Annotated in this window: 17 protein-coding genes and 2 rRNA genes; all 19 read right to left on the reverse strand. The window is 35.8% G+C overall.

Annotation, left to right across the window (positions count from 1 at the left end; all coding sequences use genetic code 11):
• Positions 1–38 precede the first annotated feature (38 nt).
• A complete protein-coding gene (gene yabG / locus FCI53_RS15755; RefSeq protein WP_138420011.1) occupies positions 39–911 on the reverse strand; it encodes a sporulation peptidase YabG in 873 nt (290 codons plus the stop codon).
• 122 nt (positions 912–1,033) lie between these two features.
• Entirely contained in the window at positions 1,034–1,912 is an 879-nt protein-coding gene (rsmA, locus tag FCI53_RS15760; protein ID WP_138420012.1) for a 16S rRNA (adenine(1518)-N(6)/adenine(1519)-N(6))-dimethyltransferase RsmA, read from the reverse strand.
• On the reverse strand, positions 1,909–2,466 hold the full coding sequence (gene rnmV / locus FCI53_RS15765; protein WP_138420013.1) for a ribonuclease M5: 558 nt from the start codon (positions 2,464–2,466) through the stop codon (positions 1,909–1,911). The genes rsmA and rnmV overlap by 4 nt, the downstream gene beginning before the upstream one ends.
• A 778-nt stretch (positions 2,467–3,244) precedes the next feature.
• Positions 3,245–4,435 (reverse strand): resuscitation-promoting factor, encoded by a 1,191-nt coding sequence (locus FCI53_RS15770; protein WP_138420014.1) that lies wholly within the window; start codon positions 4,433–4,435, stop codon positions 3,245–3,247.
• A gap of 343 nt (positions 4,436–4,778) precedes the next feature.
• Entirely contained in the window at positions 4,779–5,549 is a 771-nt protein-coding gene (locus FCI53_RS15775; protein ID WP_138420028.1) for a TatD family hydrolase, read from the reverse strand.
• A gap of 506 nt (positions 5,550–6,055) precedes the next feature.
• Complete coding sequence (gene metG / locus FCI53_RS15780; RefSeq protein ID WP_138420015.1) at positions 6,056–8,005, reverse strand: methionine--tRNA ligase; 1,950 nt, start codon at positions 8,003–8,005, stop codon at positions 6,056–6,058.
• A 225-nt stretch (positions 8,006–8,230) separates the two neighbouring features.
• A complete protein-coding gene (gene rsmI / locus FCI53_RS15785; RefSeq protein WP_342774224.1) occupies positions 8,231–9,118 on the reverse strand; it encodes a 16S rRNA (cytidine(1402)-2'-O)-methyltransferase in 888 nt (295 codons plus the stop codon).
• Positions 9,093–9,383, reverse strand: coding sequence for a GIY-YIG nuclease family protein (locus tag FCI53_RS15790; RefSeq protein ID WP_138420016.1), 291 nt, complete (start codon positions 9,381–9,383; stop codon positions 9,093–9,095). The genes rsmI and FCI53_RS15790 overlap by 26 nt, the downstream gene beginning before the upstream one ends.
• The gene (locus FCI53_RS15795) at positions 9,367–10,116 is read right to left on the reverse strand and encodes a tRNA1(Val) (adenine(37)-N6)-methyltransferase (RefSeq protein WP_138420017.1); all 750 of its coding nucleotides are present in this window, start codon (positions 10,114–10,116) and stop codon (positions 9,367–9,369) included. The genes FCI53_RS15790 and FCI53_RS15795 overlap by 17 nt, the downstream gene beginning before the upstream one ends.
• Positions 10,117–10,961: 845 nt before the next feature.
• Positions 10,962–11,315 (reverse strand): DNA replication initiation control protein YabA, encoded by a 354-nt coding sequence (gene yabA / locus FCI53_RS15800; RefSeq protein WP_138420018.1) that lies wholly within the window; start codon positions 11,313–11,315, stop codon positions 10,962–10,964.
• Between the two features lie 15 nt (positions 11,316–11,330).
• Positions 11,331–12,158, reverse strand: coding sequence for a PSP1 domain-containing protein (locus FCI53_RS15805; protein WP_138420019.1), 828 nt, complete (start codon positions 12,156–12,158; stop codon positions 11,331–11,333).
• Positions 12,159–12,163: 5 nt separating this feature from the next.
• Positions 12,164–13,150 carry a DNA polymerase III subunit delta' gene (holB, locus tag FCI53_RS15810; protein WP_138420020.1) on the reverse strand — a complete coding sequence of 329 codons (987 nt, stop codon included), beginning with the start codon at positions 13,148–13,150 and terminating at the stop codon, positions 12,164–12,166.
• A gap of 283 nt (positions 13,151–13,433) precedes the next feature.
• Complete coding sequence (locus FCI53_RS15815; protein ID WP_138420021.1) at positions 13,434–13,874, reverse strand: YaaR family protein; 441 nt, start codon at positions 13,872–13,874, stop codon at positions 13,434–13,436.
• A gap of 17 nt (positions 13,875–13,891) precedes the next feature.
• The gene (locus FCI53_RS15820) at positions 13,892–14,221 is read right to left on the reverse strand and encodes a cyclic-di-AMP receptor (protein ID WP_138420022.1); all 330 of its coding nucleotides are present in this window, start codon (positions 14,219–14,221) and stop codon (positions 13,892–13,894) included.
• A gap of 73 nt (positions 14,222–14,294) precedes the next feature.
• Positions 14,295–14,924, reverse strand: coding sequence for a dTMP kinase (gene tmk / locus FCI53_RS15825; RefSeq protein ID WP_138420023.1), 630 nt, complete (start codon positions 14,922–14,924; stop codon positions 14,295–14,297).
• 18 nt (positions 14,925–14,942) lie between these two features.
• Positions 14,943–16,370 (reverse strand): aminotransferase class I/II-fold pyridoxal phosphate-dependent enzyme, encoded by a 1,428-nt coding sequence (locus tag FCI53_RS15830; protein ID WP_138420024.1) that lies wholly within the window; start codon positions 16,368–16,370, stop codon positions 14,943–14,945.
• 101 nt (positions 16,371–16,471) lie between these two features.
• Positions 16,472–16,663: a sigma factor G inhibitor Gin gene (locus tag FCI53_RS15835; RefSeq protein ID WP_138420025.1), complete on the reverse strand. Its 192-nt coding sequence runs from the start codon at positions 16,661–16,663 to the stop codon at positions 16,472–16,474.
• 299 nt (positions 16,664–16,962) lie between these two features.
• Positions 16,963–17,078 (reverse strand): 5S ribosomal RNA (gene rrf, locus FCI53_RS15840).
• 80 nt (positions 17,079–17,158) lie between these two features.
• Positions 17,159–17,265: ribosomal RNA gene (locus FCI53_RS15845) — 23S ribosomal RNA — on the reverse strand; the annotation flags it as partial.

Genomic DNA, 17,265 nt, shown 5'->3' on the forward strand with positions numbered 1-17,265 from the left:
AGTGCTTATCGATGTTTGATAAGCACCTTTTATATATCTTAAAAATCATTCTGGTCTTCGATATACGGCATTCCTGTTCTTAATAATCCTTTTGTTTCAATACCACCTAATCCTTTTTCACCGGTCAATGTGTTTCTAAGCGCATCATAAACCCCTACTTTTTCCATAAATGGGGTGAATGCTATTTTTGCTGCAATGTATACTGGATCAAGGGCATGAATGTTTATTCTAGCAGGAGAACTAGCAAAATTTGAGCCCGCTCGCACTAATGATTCAAAATGTGATTGACATGCACCAGCAAAAATAACTAATTGGTCCAAGTTGGGGACAACCTTCCTTGCTTCTCGAACAGTTTCGACAAAATATCTCGAGTGACGATATGCTCGAATATCTGATTTACTTCCTTTATTTCTTGAAAAAGCATCATGTCCAGTTATCACAATAATATCAGGTTGAATTTTTTTTACTAACGAACCGATTTCGTTTGGCATCTCTTTTTCATTTACATGGACACCATGAACCTGCAAGCCAATCCGTTGGTACAAATCGATACACTTCTTTAAATAAAGACGATCGCCATCCATATGCAGGACACGAGCTGGAATTTGAAAGTAATTTGCAGGTTGATGGTAACCAGCTGTTGATTCATACTCTCGCTTTTCCTTCATCAACTGATAATCTTGACGAAATAAACGAAAAGAATAATCTTCCTTCTCTTTTATCTTCTTTCTTCTAGTTTCCAGTTCTCGATCTTCTACCTTAACTAAATCATCTAATGTAGCATCTGCTTCCAACCGAATATCCTCACCATGAAGAATTACGGTATCCTTGTTTATAATATTAACAACTCGAAACAAAATATCGTTATTATAAGAGGAGCGTGTCACTAAATCACCAGTATGAAATTCCATATTTCCACCTCTCACTTGGCCGGTTCCATAATCTAAATTGATTTACCGTTATAGCCTATGAAATTGTGTGGAAAATGTGTCAGTTTACTGTGATAAGCTTACTTTTAGCTCTTTAATAACTTTTAAATAGCCTTACAAAAAGTATTAGCTAAGTTAGCAAATTCCTCCATTGATAAGGATTCACCCCTTCTTGTCCCATCAATCCCTGCTTGATTCAAATATTGTTCAATTGTTTCTTTATTCAACTTATCTTTAAAATGTCTTGATAAATTATTTCGAAGTGTCTTTCGCCGTTGCCCAAAACTTGCTTGTACAACATCAAAGAAGAAATGCTCATCTTCCACCGTAACAGGTGGTGTTTCTCTCATTTCCAAATGCAAGACGCTCGAATCAACATTTGGTTGTGGCATAAAGACTGTTTTTGGAACATTCATGACAATACTAGCCTTTGTATAATATTGAACGGCAAGACTTAAGGATCCATAACTTTTACTATTTGGTTCTGCTGCCATTCGTTCTGCTACTTCCTTTTGAATCATTACCGTATAACTTGATACAGGTAAACGATCCATTAATAATTTCATTAAAATTGGGGTTGTTATGTAATAAGGCAAATTAGCAACTACTATAATTTCTTGGTCAGGCTTAAATTGGGAAGTAATCACCTGATGAATATCTGCTTTTAGCACATCTTTATTTACTATTTCTATATTGGAGTATGCTGACAATGTATCTTGTAAAATTGGAACTAACCGTTGATCAATTTCAAATGCAACCACTTTATCGGAATGAATTGCTAATTGCTCTGTCAGTGCCCCCATCCCCGGTCCTACTTCGATTGTACCTGTTTCTTTATCAATACCAGCAAAATGCATAATTTTTTCTAATATATTTACATCAATTAAAAAGTTCTGTCCTAGACTTTTTTTAAATGAAAAACCATATTTATTTAAGATCTCTTTTGTTTTTTTAGGACTTGCAATTGCCTTTTGATCCGTCACGATTTTTCCTCCTGTATAATCATATTCATTGTTTCTATGAATGTCTCTCTTGATATCTGAAACATATTTAATCTCTTTAGTAATTGCTTTGCATTTGTATAACCAATTCTTAATCTTAATCCTAATTGCTCTCTTCTAGCCTTTGCCTTCGGTCCACCTAACAATCCATATGCTAATAAATCTTCCCGTGAAATCATACTATCAAATTCATTCTCTAGCTCGTAAACACTTGCTAATGCTCTTTGAATGGTTTCAAATGAGGCATGTTCAATTCCAATACCTTTGTTATGTTTAGCCTTTGCTTCATTTTTAGATAAAAAGGCGTGCTTACAACCTGGTATATGTTGATCAATAATGGACCGAATTCTTTGTCCAGGATAATCAGGGTCTGTAAAAACAATAACTCCTCTTTTTTCTTTTGCATGTCTGATTTGTCTAAGTATCTCATCATTTATAGCAGATCCATTTGTTTCAATGGTATCTGCATCAACTGCTTGTTTTATTTTTGAGGTATCATCTCTTCCCTCAACCACAATTACTTCTTTTATTTTCAAGTTCTACTCCTCCATCATTATCATTAGCAAAGCAATAAGTTACCATGCACCAATAATTCACTATCTAATAGTATAGCAAACAAAGCAACCCATTAACCTTTCTTTTTTATACATAAAACCATAAGATATTTTTAAAGTTGTTATTACTGCATATAAGCTATATTATACGCAATAACCTCTACTGTCCTTTATAAAGTGAGTGCTAATAGGTCGCTTCGGAAATACACTGCGCTTTCCATGGGGGGCTGGTGAGCCTCCTCGTTCGTCCCTCACTGTGGGGTCTCACCGATGCCACTAGTCCCATAGGAGTCTCCGTGTATTTCCTACGCTGTTAGAGTGCATTGAATTTTGTACGATTTATTACTTGGTTAAAGCAAATTCGCATTTATGAGAAAAGTTATTTTTTGCTTAATATACGCAGCTAAAATGTTACAGAAAAACTTATAAGCTTTCTGTTCATGGCGAAGAAACACCACAAAGTGTTGATTTTAATTGGCAAACACTTACTATTAATCAGAAAAATGATACCAGCGAAGGCAAAATACGGAGACTCCTATGGGAACAGCACGCGTCCGAAGACCCCGCAGTGCGGTCTTCACGAGGAGGCTGAGGCCGTGCCCATGGAAAGCGGAGTATTCTGCCGTAGCGATGATATAATACATTTATTTCAATCAGAATAGAAGAAAGCAAAATTAAAAAGGTTATTGCGTATAATATAGCAAATGCGCAATGGAGGGCAACAAAAAACCCTTCACCTGGTTAGGCAAAGGGTTTTATATTAATTTGAAAATACTTTTACTTTTACCTTCTTATGGCCATATCCACCATTATAGTTACTAGAGTGTTGGAATAGATCAATTTTGTTTCCTTTAATTGCACCACCAATATCTGCAGCAGTAGCATAGCCATATCCTTCTACCCATACACGTGAGCCTAATGGAATTACATTTGGATCAACAGCAACGACTTTTGCATCACGATCATTTCTAAGGTCCCGCCCAGTATAGGTGACGCCACTACAACCATTACATTTTTCCGTATATGTGGTTGCAGTCATTACGTATTCTTTCACTTCTTCTCCATCATCACCACGAGAAACGTTGTAATCAACATCTTTGGTACCTACTGCTACAACGCGCTGTTCGCTCTCACGTTTTACTTCTTCATTTACTAACTCACGGTTTACTTCCTCACCATTTTCTAATGTAACTTCATAGTGTTTTGCAACTAAACCTTCTTGACCAGAAGATATAACTTTCTCTTCTCCTTTAGCAAGCGAGTTGTCATTCTTTTTCACAACAGAATAACTTTTCGTATCTTCAACAATATCTGTTACTTTCTCAACTCTTGTAATATTAATTGATGTCTCCTCGGTGACCTGTTCAGACTGTTCTGGCTCTATGCGATCTAGCTCTCCTAAAGATACTTCCTGCTCCTCTAATACATCTTCAACAGTTCCACCAGTAGTCCAAGCCGTTTTCACATCGCCACCGTCGTTAATATCCACTTGATACGCTTTATCTAAATTAATGGATAATCCCGCTGTAATTGCTGTATCTTGATCAACAGATAAGTCGTCGTGTTCTGTTACTTGAATATCAACCTCATCTAAAAATTGTTGTACAGTCTCTTTGGTCGTATAATATTCTTTAGTTTCACCATTTCTTGAAACTGTTACATTATTTGCTTGTTTATAGTTTATTTCCATTCCTGATGAAATCGAGTCATCTAATGCGTGTGATAAATCATCATGTTCATTTACTTCTATATCTAGTTCAGTAAGTACTTCTTCGACCGTATCTGCATGTGTTTGAACAATTGTTTTTTCTTCATCCGCTACAACAGAAACTTCAGCCTTTGTTAATTGATAAGTTGTAATACTGATAATTACTGCAAGAACAATAACACTAAGGGTAGGTATAACCAGTTTATGTTTCAATACTGGTAATATCTTAGACTTAAACGTCATGCTTTTACCTCCTCTTTCCGTCGTTAATTTTATATACAACTCCATTACCTGTCAAACTCAAGAGTTGTACACAAAAACGCAAGAATCGTTGACATGACTTATTTTATAGCATACATCCCTCCTAATATTTCAAAAAGATTACATTTTCGTAACAATAAAATACCATTAAAATTCGCGTCTCTAAACGATAGCTTAGTTTAAGTACAAATAACGAAAAAGGAATCAGCTTTATGCTGATCCCTTACCATTATGTTCATGATCTATTCTATTTACAAGGAAAATCGTTAGACAGGTTTCTCGTCCATTTTCCACAAATATACATGTTTTTTTTGGACAAATGCTTTTACCTTTCGATATTAAAAAATTTCAAGGCATTTTCTGTCGTAGCTTGACTAACCTGTTCGAATGATATTTCTCTTAACTCTGCTATTTTTTCAGCTACTAGCTTTACATATGCTGGTTCATTTCGTTTCCCTCGATTAGGATGTGGGGCAAGGAATGGACAATCCGTCTCAATTAATAACCGATCAAGCGGTACGACCTTTGCAACTTCCTTCGGTAATGTTGCATTTTTAAATGTAACTGGCCCTCCTAGTGAAATGAAGAAATTCATATCTAAACATTCCTGCACATAGTCAGCGGAATCATTATAGCAATGCATGATACCACCGACCTCTGCTGCATTTTCCTCTTGTAAGACCTCTATGATATCTTCTGTTGCTTCACGATTGTGAATAATAATCGGCATTTCTACTTTTTTCGCTAAACGAATTTGTTTACGAAATACTTCTTTCTGTACATCTTTTGGTGATTTATCCCAGTGATAATCAAGTCCCATTTCCCCTAATGCAACTACCTTGGGATGCTCTACTAACTCCTCTAACCAATTTAGCTCTTTTTCTGTCATGTCAATTGCATCAACTGGATGCCAGCCAACTGTAGCATACATATTGTCATTATTTTCAGCTAGTTCAATTGCTTTAGGAATGGTTTCATGGTCAAAGCCGACAACCACCATATATTCCACACCCGCTTGTTTTGCACGTTGCATTACCTCTTCACGATCTTCTCTAAACTGTTCTACATTTAAATGGACATGTGTATCAAAAAGCATGTATGGTGCCTCCTTCTCATATTGTATTACTGTACCAAAACTTAAGTCATTACAACATTTCGGTACAATAAACGAATTTTCTGTACCAAAACTTAGGTCATTACGACATTTCGGTACAATAAATGAATTTTCTGTACCAAAACTTAGGTCATTACGACATTTCGGTACAATAAATGAATTTTCTGTACCAAAACTTAAGTCATTACGACATTTCGGTACAATAAACGAATTTTCTGTACCAAAACTTAGGTCATTACGGCATTTCGGTACAATAAATGAATTTTCTGTACCAAAACTTAGGTCATTACGGCATTTCGGTACAATAAACGAATTTTCTGTACCAAAACTTAAGTCATTACGACATTTCGGTACAATAAACGAATTTTCTGTACCAAGTTGAGTTTGTCTGCCAAAAAGAAATTCGCATGGCATTTGGGTACATTTGAAAATAACCTTGTATGAAAACAGAAACGCTTATCGTAATTGATAAGCGTCCATATGTGTATTTATTTTACTACAGAACCATTTGGTAATGATTGTTCAACAGTTGCTAATGATAAATTTCCTTCTTCATCTTCCCCAGATAAAATCATACCTTGTGATAGTTCACCACGTAATTTAACAGGTTTTAAGTTTGTTACACAAATAACTTTTCTTCCTATTAACTCATCTGGTTGATAGTATTTAGCAATACCGGAGATAATTTGTCTTTTTTCAGCACCTAAATCAATTTGAATTTTCAATAGTTTATCTGCTTTTTTCACTTTTTCTGCGTGGGTTACTTCTGCTACACGCAGGTCTAGTTTCATAAAGTCATCATAAACAATTTCATCTTTCTCAGGTTGTTCTGTTTCCTTTTTGTCTGGTTCTGGCTTTTTCATCATATCTTTAATCGTTTGTACTTCTTTTTCAACATCTAGGCGCGGGAAAATCGGGTCTTTCTTTTGTACTTTTGTTCCTGCTGGAATTAGACCAAATTTATCTAGACTTTCCCAATTCTTATCCTCTTCATTCACCACTCCAAGTTGCTCAAAAATGCTAGTTGGAGTTTGTGTTAAGAATGGACGCAATAGCACAGCAATTCTTCTTAATGAGTCAGCAAGATGTGCCATGACATTACCTAGACGCTCTCTTTGTGACTCGTCTTTTGCTAGAACCCATGGTTGTGTTTCGTCAATGTATTTATTTGTACGACTTACATATTGCCAAATCGTTGTTAGTGCAACAGAGAATCCCATTTCATCTAATGACTCTTCCACTTTTGAAATTGTTTCTTTACCTAATTGCTCTAACTGTTCATCAAACTGATCTTCAGATGCTTTAAACTCAGGAATTTCACCATCAAAATATTTAACAATCATTGCCACTGTACGATTTAGTAAATTACCAAGGTCATTTGCTAAATCATAGTTTGTTCTTTCGACAAATCCTTCTGGCGTAAATACACCATCTGAGCCGAAAGGCACTTCACGCAGTAAATAATAACGTAGTGCATCTAGCCCGTAACGTTCTGTTAAATCTACTGGGCTAACCACATTCCCTTTTGATTTGGACATTTTACCATCTTTCATTAATATCCAACCATGAGCAAAAACCTTTTTCGGTAATGGTAAATCTAAAGCCATTAACATAATTGGCCAGTAAATCGTATGGAAACGTACAATCTCTTTACTCATTAAGTGTACATCTGCCGGCCAATATTTTTGATAGCGTTCGTCTTGGTCTGTCCCATAGCCTAATGCTGTGATATAGTTTGATAGTGCATCAATCCAAACATAGATTACATGCTTCGGGTTACCTGGAACTTTAATTCCCCAATCAAACGATGTACGTGAAACAGCTAAATCTTCTAAACCAGGCTTAATGAAATTGTTAATCATTTCATTCTTTCTACTCTCTGGCTGAATAAATTGAGGATTGTCTTCATAGAACTGTAATAGACGATCAACATAGTTACTCATTTTAAAGAAATAAGATTCTTCCTTCACATTTTCAACTGGTCCACCACAATCTGGACAGTTTCCATCCTCCAATTGTCGATCTGTAAAGAAAGACTCACAGGATGTACAATAACTGCCCTCATATTCGTCTAAGTAAATATCTCCTTGCTCTAGTAATTGAGCAAAAATTTTCTCCACCACTTGTTTATGACGGTCCTCTGTTGTACGAATAAAATCATCATAAGAGATATCCAATTTTTCCCACAAATCTTTTATTCCACTAACAATTTCATCTACATACTGTATTGGTGTAACACCACTTTCATCCGCTTTCTTTTGAATCTTTTGGCCATGTTCATCTGTACCTGTTAAATACATGACATCATAGCCACGTAAACGTTTATACCTTGCCATCACGTCACCAGCAACCGTACTATAAGCATGTCCAATGTGTAAATTACCACTTGGGTAGTAAATTGGAGTAGTTATATAAAAAGTCTTGTTTTCATTCGGCATTATCTTATACCTCCTCTATTATGTATCAAGTAGCCTAAATAGGAGCCTTTTACTATTAAGTCTGTTAATATTTTAGCGGTTTTAACCTCAATTTTCCATTATAATTGTAATTATTAACTCTTATTTTATTATATAATTATATTTATTCTAAAAGCTTAGCAAAAAATAAGTAAAATAAACAGCATTTTACGTCTATCTGTATGTACTTAGCCTTTATACCTCCTATTACTCTTTCACATGATAGTCTTGATATACCTCGCGCTTTGGTAGCTTTCTTTCTTCTGCGACCTTTTTAATGGCATCTTTACTCTTGTAATTCTCTATTTCAATATAATGGTTAACATGTTGTTCAATGGAAAGGTTACTCCACCACAACAGTTCACTGCTAGAATCTTGTTCGTGATTACCTTCTACGACAATACAAAATTCACCTTTAAGGGTAGCTTGTTTTGCCCAATCGATTACTTCTTCTAAAGACCCTCTTACCACTTCTTCAAAACGTTTGGTTAATTCACGGGCAATAGATATATCACGATTCCCTAATTTTTTATGTAAATATTCTAATGTATCATTAATTCGATGTGGAGACTCGTAAAAAAGAAGTGTAGCTCTTATTGTTCTTAAGTAGTCCATTTCCTGGTCACGGTCCTTTTTCTTTCTTGGAAGGAAGCCATAAAAATAAAATTCTTTTGTAGAAATTCCTGATCCAACTAATGCACATAATGCTGCATTTGCTCCTGGTAGTACAACAACATGTATGTCTTCTTCAACAGCAGCCTTAACTATCTCATATCCTGGATCTGATATAGCGGGCATCCCAGCATCACTGACTAAAGCGATATCCGAACCACTTTTAAGCAAGTCAATCATTTTCGACTCACGTGCCACTTTATTGTGTTCATGATAACTCATTAGCTGTTTATCTATTTCAAAGTAATGAAGTAACTTTTTCGTATTACGAGTATCCTCTGCTGCAATGATATCCACTTCTTTTAAGGTTTTTAATCCTCGCAATGTAATATCGTCTAAATTACCAATTGGAGTTGGGACTATATAAAGCGTTCCATTATTCGTTTGTGTTTGAAAACTAAATTGTGTCTTCAATTTGATCATGCCTTTCCTTATAAGAAATAACTAAGTCTTGTTTTTCCTTTCGACTTAATTGCTTAATTTTGTATTCCATTTGCATTGCCTTACGCTTAGATGTGAACAGTTGCTTATACACTAATTGAAAAGGACCCCTCCCTCTTGTATACTTTGCTCCTTTTCCAATCTCATGCATGTGTAACCTATGTTCTAAATTGTTGGTATAGCCTGTATAGTAGCTTCCATCTTTGCAGTGTAGAATATAAACATAATGATTATCTTGCTTTACCATAGATAATTTCCTCTAATTCCTTTGTATACTGTCCAGCATGATCAAACGCATATAATGGAGGAAGGATCTTCAAATCTGGATTACCATCCCTTACCCCCTCAATTAATAGCGTATTCGCTTCTCTTCCTTGTTTTGGATAAACGAGTCGCATTCGCTTTGGTTCTATTTTATACTTTTTAAATAAGGTAAGAATCTCCACTAAACGACCTGGTCGATGAACCATCGACACCTTTCCACCTGAGCGAACAAGTTTACTACAGGCAAGCACCACATCCTCTAAACTACAAAAAATTTCGTGCCGAGCAATGGTCAAATAATCATTTTTATTTTGCTGCTCTTTTTCCTTCGTTTTAAAATAAGGAGGGTTACACGTAACGACATCAAATTTATTATTGCCATATCGACTTGGCATCTCTTTTAAGTCACCATGAATCAATTGTATTTGTTCTTGTAGTCCATTTAACTCAATATTTCTTATTGCCATATCATAAACCCTATCTTGTATTTCCACGCCTGTAATTGCTGCTTTTGACCTTTTACTTAACAATAAGGGAATAACCGCATTTCCTGTGCAAAGATCCATTATTTTACCTCTTTTGATAGGAACATAAGCAAAGTCTGCAAGCAAAACAGCATCCATAGAAAAGGCACCAATTGATGGACTTTGAATAATACGCATATTCTCTTCTGCTAATAAATCATCTAAACGTTCATCATCTTTAAGTTGAACCATTGCTGTACTCCTTTATTTTAGTTCCAATATTCACATCACAGATAGCCACTTTTTGTTGCACATAATTTGTATTATGCGACATAACTCGCCACTTCTTCTAAAAAAATGAGTGCTTAAAAGTCGCTACGGCAATACACTACGCTTTCCTGTGGGGGCTGGTGAGCCTCCTCGTTCGTACCTCACTGCGGGGTCTCACCGATGAACTTTTGGGATTACAGGCTAAATCCGTCCTTGTCGGACAACGCCTGCATAACCCTTGCCGGGCCTCGGGAGTCTCCGTGTATTTCCTCCGCTGTTCGAGTGCATTGAACTTTGAAGAGTGGTTGTTTCATATGTAATTAATAATTACAATACATTTCCCTCTGAATGATTATGTATACGCACTTATCATTAATCAGAAAACTCACACCAGCGAAGGCAGAATACGTAGACTCCTATGGGAACAGCACGAGTCGAAGATCCACTTGGTAAAGTGGTTTTCTTTACCAAGTTAGCTGAGGCCGTGCCCATGGAAAGCGGAGTATTCTGCCGCAGCGATGGTATATCACTTTTTTCAATCAGAATAATAGAGAGAGAGCTAAATTACGAAGGTTATGTCACATAATACAGCTTATGTGCAATACTTTATTTTAAAATGGTATCAGAACGTATTTTCACACCCAAAACTTAGTATTACTATTCCCAACCGATCACATGATAAAAAATAAGGACTGACATATGAAAGTATGTTTACCTTCGCTAGTCAGTCCATTACATATATCCATTGCTTCCTGAAGATTTCTTACCTATGATGAGTATCATACAAAATGACAAATAAACTAGCCTAGGCGCCATCGTTAGAAGGTTTATTTTGTCTTATTTAAAAATAACAAACAGAATAAGCAATCTTCATCTTGTCTTGGACTACCAAAATGAACATTACAAATATGGAAGCCTTCTTCATATAGTCTTGCCAAGTTATCATAACCCTCTCCAATAGAGAGATCCTTATCATGCGCTTCTTCACCATTTTCTTGTTTATCGGCCTCTTGATTTGCTCTTTCCAACCGATTCCGAAGATGATGATTTTCAACTGAAAGCCGATGGTTTTCTTCTAATACATTACTTAAATGATTTTTCAGGTCACCTAATTGTTGATAAAGTTGCCCAATTTGTTCTTCCATATACGATACTTGTTCAAAGACTTCTTTTTTATTCACGCTATCTCCACCCCATTATTCCGTGGCTTGTGGTGTAATAACTCCCTCATCAATCAGCTCATCTAATGTATATTCAATAACTCTCTCAATCTCAGGAATTTCAATTTGAATAAGACGCTCTAGTATATTCAAACCAACCACTTTTCCTCTTCCATAAGGGGTGGTTATTTGTTCTCCTAGGTCTGGTAATTCTTTTTTCGCCGATTCATAGTCATCATTTTCATATTTTAAACAACACATTAATCGACCACAAAGCCCAGAGATTTTTGCTGGATTCAACGATAGGTTTTGATCCTTTGCCATTTTAATCGAAACTGGTTCAAAATCTCCTAAAAATGTTGAACAGCAAAGCATTCTACCACAGGGTCCTATTCCTCCTAATAACTTAGCTTCATCACGAACACCAATTTGTCTTAACTCAATTCGTGTCTTGAAGATTGCTGCTAAGTCTTTTACCAAATTCCTGAAGTCAACACGTCCATCTGCAGTAAAATAAAAAATAACCTTATTTCGGTCAAATGTATACTCTACATCCACAAGATTCATATCTAAATCATGCTCCGTAATTTTCTGTTGACATACTCGATACGCTTCTTGAGAGTTCTCTTGATTCTCAGCAACGGTTAATTTATCTTTGTCATTTGCAACGCGAATGACTTTTTTTAATGGAAGCACTACATCTTCCTCATCGACCTGCTTATTAGAAATAACCACTTTTCCAAATTCTATTCCTCTGACTGTCTCCACGATCACGTAGTCATTCTTTGGGATGGTTACCTGATCAGGATCGAAATAATATATTTTACCCGCTTTTTTAAAACGGACACCAATCACTTCTACCATTTTTTTCACCTCTGAATATGAAGTGTTAATTGCTCCATTACTAAAGCAGGATTTACATTTTGATCTAATTTTCGCTTAGCCTCCATGATCTCGCCTAATGTATTTGTAACTTGTTTTCGCGACCATAACATAGAGGACTTGTCCAACCTTTCCATCTCACTAATAAATATAATCGCATTCTCATGGTCTACTTGTTTGTATATGATATCTTTAAACCAAATCAAAAGTAAATCCAAGCCTCGTTGTAACTGTTCACGATCTTTAAAATGTTGCATCCATTGATTATGAATGAACAATAAAGCTTCATTAGGTTTTTCCTGGAGCACTTCTATTAATTGTACCACTAACTTTCTAGCATTAGCAAACCACTCATCTTTACTAATTTCCAATCCCTCAGTGACTTCATTGGTCAATGCAGCAACAAGTGTAGCGTTAGAACTAGATAACCCTTCTTGCTCTAATCTTTTTTTTATATTAGTTGGATTCAATGGTTTAAGTGACATAATTTGACACCTTGATCGGATTGTTTGTAAGATGGACTGACTATTTTCCGTTAGCAATATTGCTGTTGTTAATTTACTTGGCTCTTCCAAAAATTTTAGCAATCGATTGGAGGCGTTACCTGTCATTTTATCTGCATCTTTAATGATATAAACTTTCCGATTTGATTCCATACCTGTATATCTAAACTCTTTTTGAAGGTGTAATATTTGCTCTTTCTTGATCGATTGTCCTTCCGGAATAATTTGATGTACATCTGGATGATTGCCACTATCAATTCGATGGCAATCGACACACTTATGGCATGGTTCAGTACTCTCTCTATTTTGGCAAAAAATCGTTTTTGCCAATAGTAAACTTAATTCGTATTTTCCAGTCCCCTTCGTACCATGAAATAAATAAGCATGTGATATACGGTCCTTTGCTATGCTATTCATTAACATTTTCGCTACTAATGGTTGTACCTGTGACATATCCGACCATGTTTTCATTTGATTACATCCTTTGAACAGTACATATTTCTTTTTTGTAGGCCTCGCGACTATTATTGTATACTTATTTACTATATCATGTTTAGTAACCTCTACTATCCTTTACAAGCTAAGCGCAAACAAGTCGCTCCGGTAATACTCTACTCACATCATAAGATGCCTGATGAGCCTGCTTGAATTATCCCACTTCTCACTTTTCATGTGCATTTGCTATTGTAAAAAACCACTCGTTTTCTTTTCGAGAAAAGGATTTAAAAAACGAGTGGGTGTTTTAAAGTATAACTCACCTATATAAATTAATTAGTAAGCCCTCAATTTCTCCGATTAGCCCTAAAATTCCAATTGACTTTTTTTCTTGGTCCATGACAACTTCTGTTAATTCCATAAGTTTTTTATCAACTTCTTCTACAGTTGTTAACTTTCGATTATTCCCTTCCATTGTCCAACTACGAGAATGTTTTAAATCCATACCATACTGTACAGACTCCTCAATAAAGCCTTTTACCATCCGTTTATATCTAGCTAGATCTCGAAAAGAACGAAATCTTGCAATTTTTTCCCCTTGAGCTGTTAAATCCTTCAATAATTTTTGTAACTCTTGTTCTTTTAATTTCTCTGCATGTGACCCCATTAAAGAACTAAATTTATCACTTTGATTGGATGTGTGAAGAGGTTGTTTTTGTGTTGTTTCCAGTTGTGAACGCACATCTTGGGTGATTTTCATAGAAACACCCCTTCCTATTAAAATTGTAAAAAGGAATCGACAGGAACAATAAAGACCGTTGCCCCGCCTACTTCTACATTAATTGGCCTTGGGATATAGGAATCTGCATTTCCCCCCATTGGAGAAATAGGCGCAATCATTTGTTCTCGTTGGCTACAATTGTCTTTAATGATATCTAGTGCTTGATCTACATCCCCATCATCACAACCAATCATTAAAGTTGTATTTCCTTCCTTAAGAAAGCCACCAGTAGTAGACAATTTAGTTGTTTTAAAGTTTTCCTCACTTAGGGCATCTACTAATCGATTACTATCCTTATCCTGAACAACAGCAATAATAAGTTTCACCGAGAGTCCTCCCTTATCTTTTACATTATTCTATTCATATTGTGTTACTCATGCTAATTAAAATAAATATTCTCTATAGATTAAGAAACGAAGCAATTTTTTTATATGCCAGTTGTTCAACTTCTATCTGCTCAAGTTCAGCATTAATGCTCTGTATTCGCTGCGGAAATTTTCCAATTAGTAGTTGATATGCTTCATAGACTTTATAATGAAAATCAATATTTTCTTCGTCTAAACGATTTAATTCACGCTGGTTATTAGCTGCTATTCTCTTCAAACCATGTTCTGGTTTAATATCAAAGAATAATGTTAAATCTGGCATGCAATCATCTATTGCAAACTGATTAATACGATAAACTTCTTCCATACCTATTCCTCTCGCATGTCCTTGGTATGTCAAACTACTATCAACAAACCGATCGCACAATACAATTTTTCCTTGTTCAATAGCAGGAAGCACCTTCTCCACTAGATGTTGTCGGCGTGCTGCGGCATACAATAACGCCTCCGTTCTCGCATCCATTTCCGTATGGGAACGGTCTAAAATAACATGTCGTATCTTTTCTGCAATAACTATGCCACCCGGCTCTCGTGTTGAAATGACATCATACCCATCCTGTTTCAGCCGTTTTTCTATGGCTTTCAGTACAGAAGTTTTTCCTGCACCTTCACCACCCTCAAAAGTTATAAAATATCCAGTCACAATCATTCTCCTCTATCACTATACAAATACATAAACACCCTCATGAATATGTTGATTCTGAAATGTTGTATGTTTATTTAAAAGACTTTGAATCATGTTTATATGATCCATTGTTATTCGTTCCCCTTTATAAAGTAAAGGAACTCCAGGAGGATAAGGAATAATTGACTCAGCAACTACTTGTCCTTCTGATTGTTGTAATGAAACCAATTTTGTTTTCATTTTTCGCATTTGGGGAAACGTATAAACTAAACGAGAGATTGAATCTTTAAAAATAGTGTTACTATCATCTATTGTAGCATGGTTTGGCTTGATTTTTAATTGTTGGTTTATCTTTTCGATAGCAGCTGTTATTTCTGACCACTTATGGAAACTGGCGAGTCCATGAATAAATAACACCTGACTATTTGTTGCAAGTTCAGGATATATTCCAAATGTCTCAAATTGGTTTGCTATTTCATGTCCTGTATAACCACCTGTTGTTTCTAGTGTTATTTTTAATGGGTCGTCCACTTGTTCCTTTATAGTTTGAACTTCCCAGTGATCACTATTATTAAGTATTGCTCTTAAACGACTAATGCTTTCTTTTAAGTTCGCTATATTATTACCGTCCAATTGTTCTAAATAATATCTAGCTAAGTCTAAACTAGCCATAAGCGGGTATGACGGACTACTAGATTGCAATAGTTGTAAGTAATGTTCAATTGTTTTAGGTGCTATTAACTTCGAATTCACATGCATATAAGAACCCATTGTCATTGCTGGTGCTGTTTTGTGTGCAGATTGAACAACAACATCAGCACCTAACTCAAGAGAAGAAGGAGGAAAAAAGTCATCCACTGAGAAATGTACACCATGCGCCTCATCCACTAAGACTGGAATATGAAACTGGTGTGCATATTTAATAATCGACTGAATATCATATGTGCGGCCAAAATAATCAGGGTAGGTTAATACAATGGCTTTTGCATCCTTATGTGAATCAATTGCTTGTCTGACAATGTCTAGATCAGGAGAAGTATATCGATTTACATCGCCATCATATTCTGGTGCTAAAAAAATGGGGGATGCTTGGCTCAACTCTAAACCATTTAGTACGGACTTATGACAATTACGTTGCACAATAACTTTATCCCCATTGTCACAGGTAGCTAAAGCCATTGCTAAATTACCAACCGTAGTACCACCAACTAAAAAGTAAGTCTGCGAAGCTCCGAACCAACTAGCAGCTAATTGCTGTGCTTCTGCTATCACACTTGTCGGTGCATGTAAATCATCCAATCCAGGAAGTTCTGTTAGATCAATAGGTAATATATTTTCAAAAAATTTCCTTGACTCACTACAAAATATTTCTCCATTTTTATGCCCTGGTACATGGAAAGAAATAGGATGTTCTCCCGCGGTATTTACTAATGTATTATATAGTGGTGCATTTAGTTCCTTCATAAAGCTCTGTTTTCTCCCTCCAATTAAAACAACCTAAATATACATACATTTTGCCATTAAAATACCCTCATCGCTAGTGGAAAACGATAAGGGTTTAAATTCTATGAATATAGGGTCGGTTGATTCATGTTTTTTAGTTTGTCTACATAGTATTGATATTGTTCCTCATTTGGCTCCGTGTGTACCATTTTTTGTTCACATTCATTACAAACAAATAAATTATATAGATAAATTCCTTTGCTTTTTGTCTCATCACATATGCCACAAGTTCTTTTACTTTCTGCTACTTTCATTATCTCCACCTCCGTTAGCTTAGTTTCTCCTAATCTAACAGACATTATACATTTATCTTTGAAAATAGTTATATTTCATTCTATGAAAAGAAACCGGAAAATTGTTTGTACATATTTAATTGTAGTTGTACTAATTTTAATAATGGATGGATTTAGCTATGTTTGGGGCGCCACGGACATCCGTTCCTCTGCTATAAAGAACAGCCACATTCAGTATAATGACCGTACTATTTAATTCTGTTTTAAAATAATTAAAAGCCCCTTGAGAACATCTAAATTCTCAAGGGGTGAACAAATTTGCTTAGCGGCGTCCTACTCTTGCAGGGGCAAAGCCCCAACTACCATCGGCGCTGAAGAGCTTAACTTCTGTGTTCGGCATGGGAACAGGTGTGGCCTCTTCGCTATTGCCACTAAACATGGATGTATTTAATTAGCTATACACCTTCAAAACTAGATAAGAAAGTCTCAAGACAATCAAACATTTAAAACTCAAATATAGATAAGTCCTCGATCTATTAGTATCCGTCAGCTGCACGTGTCACCACGCTTCCACCTCGGACCTATCAACCTCATCGTCTCTGAGGGATCTTACTCATTTAAAA

It is taken from the genome of Aquibacillus sediminis, assembly GCF_005870085.1.
In the GTDB taxonomy this organism is placed as follows: domain Bacteria; phylum Bacillota; class Bacilli; order Bacillales; family Amphibacillaceae; genus Aquibacillus_E; species Aquibacillus_E sediminis.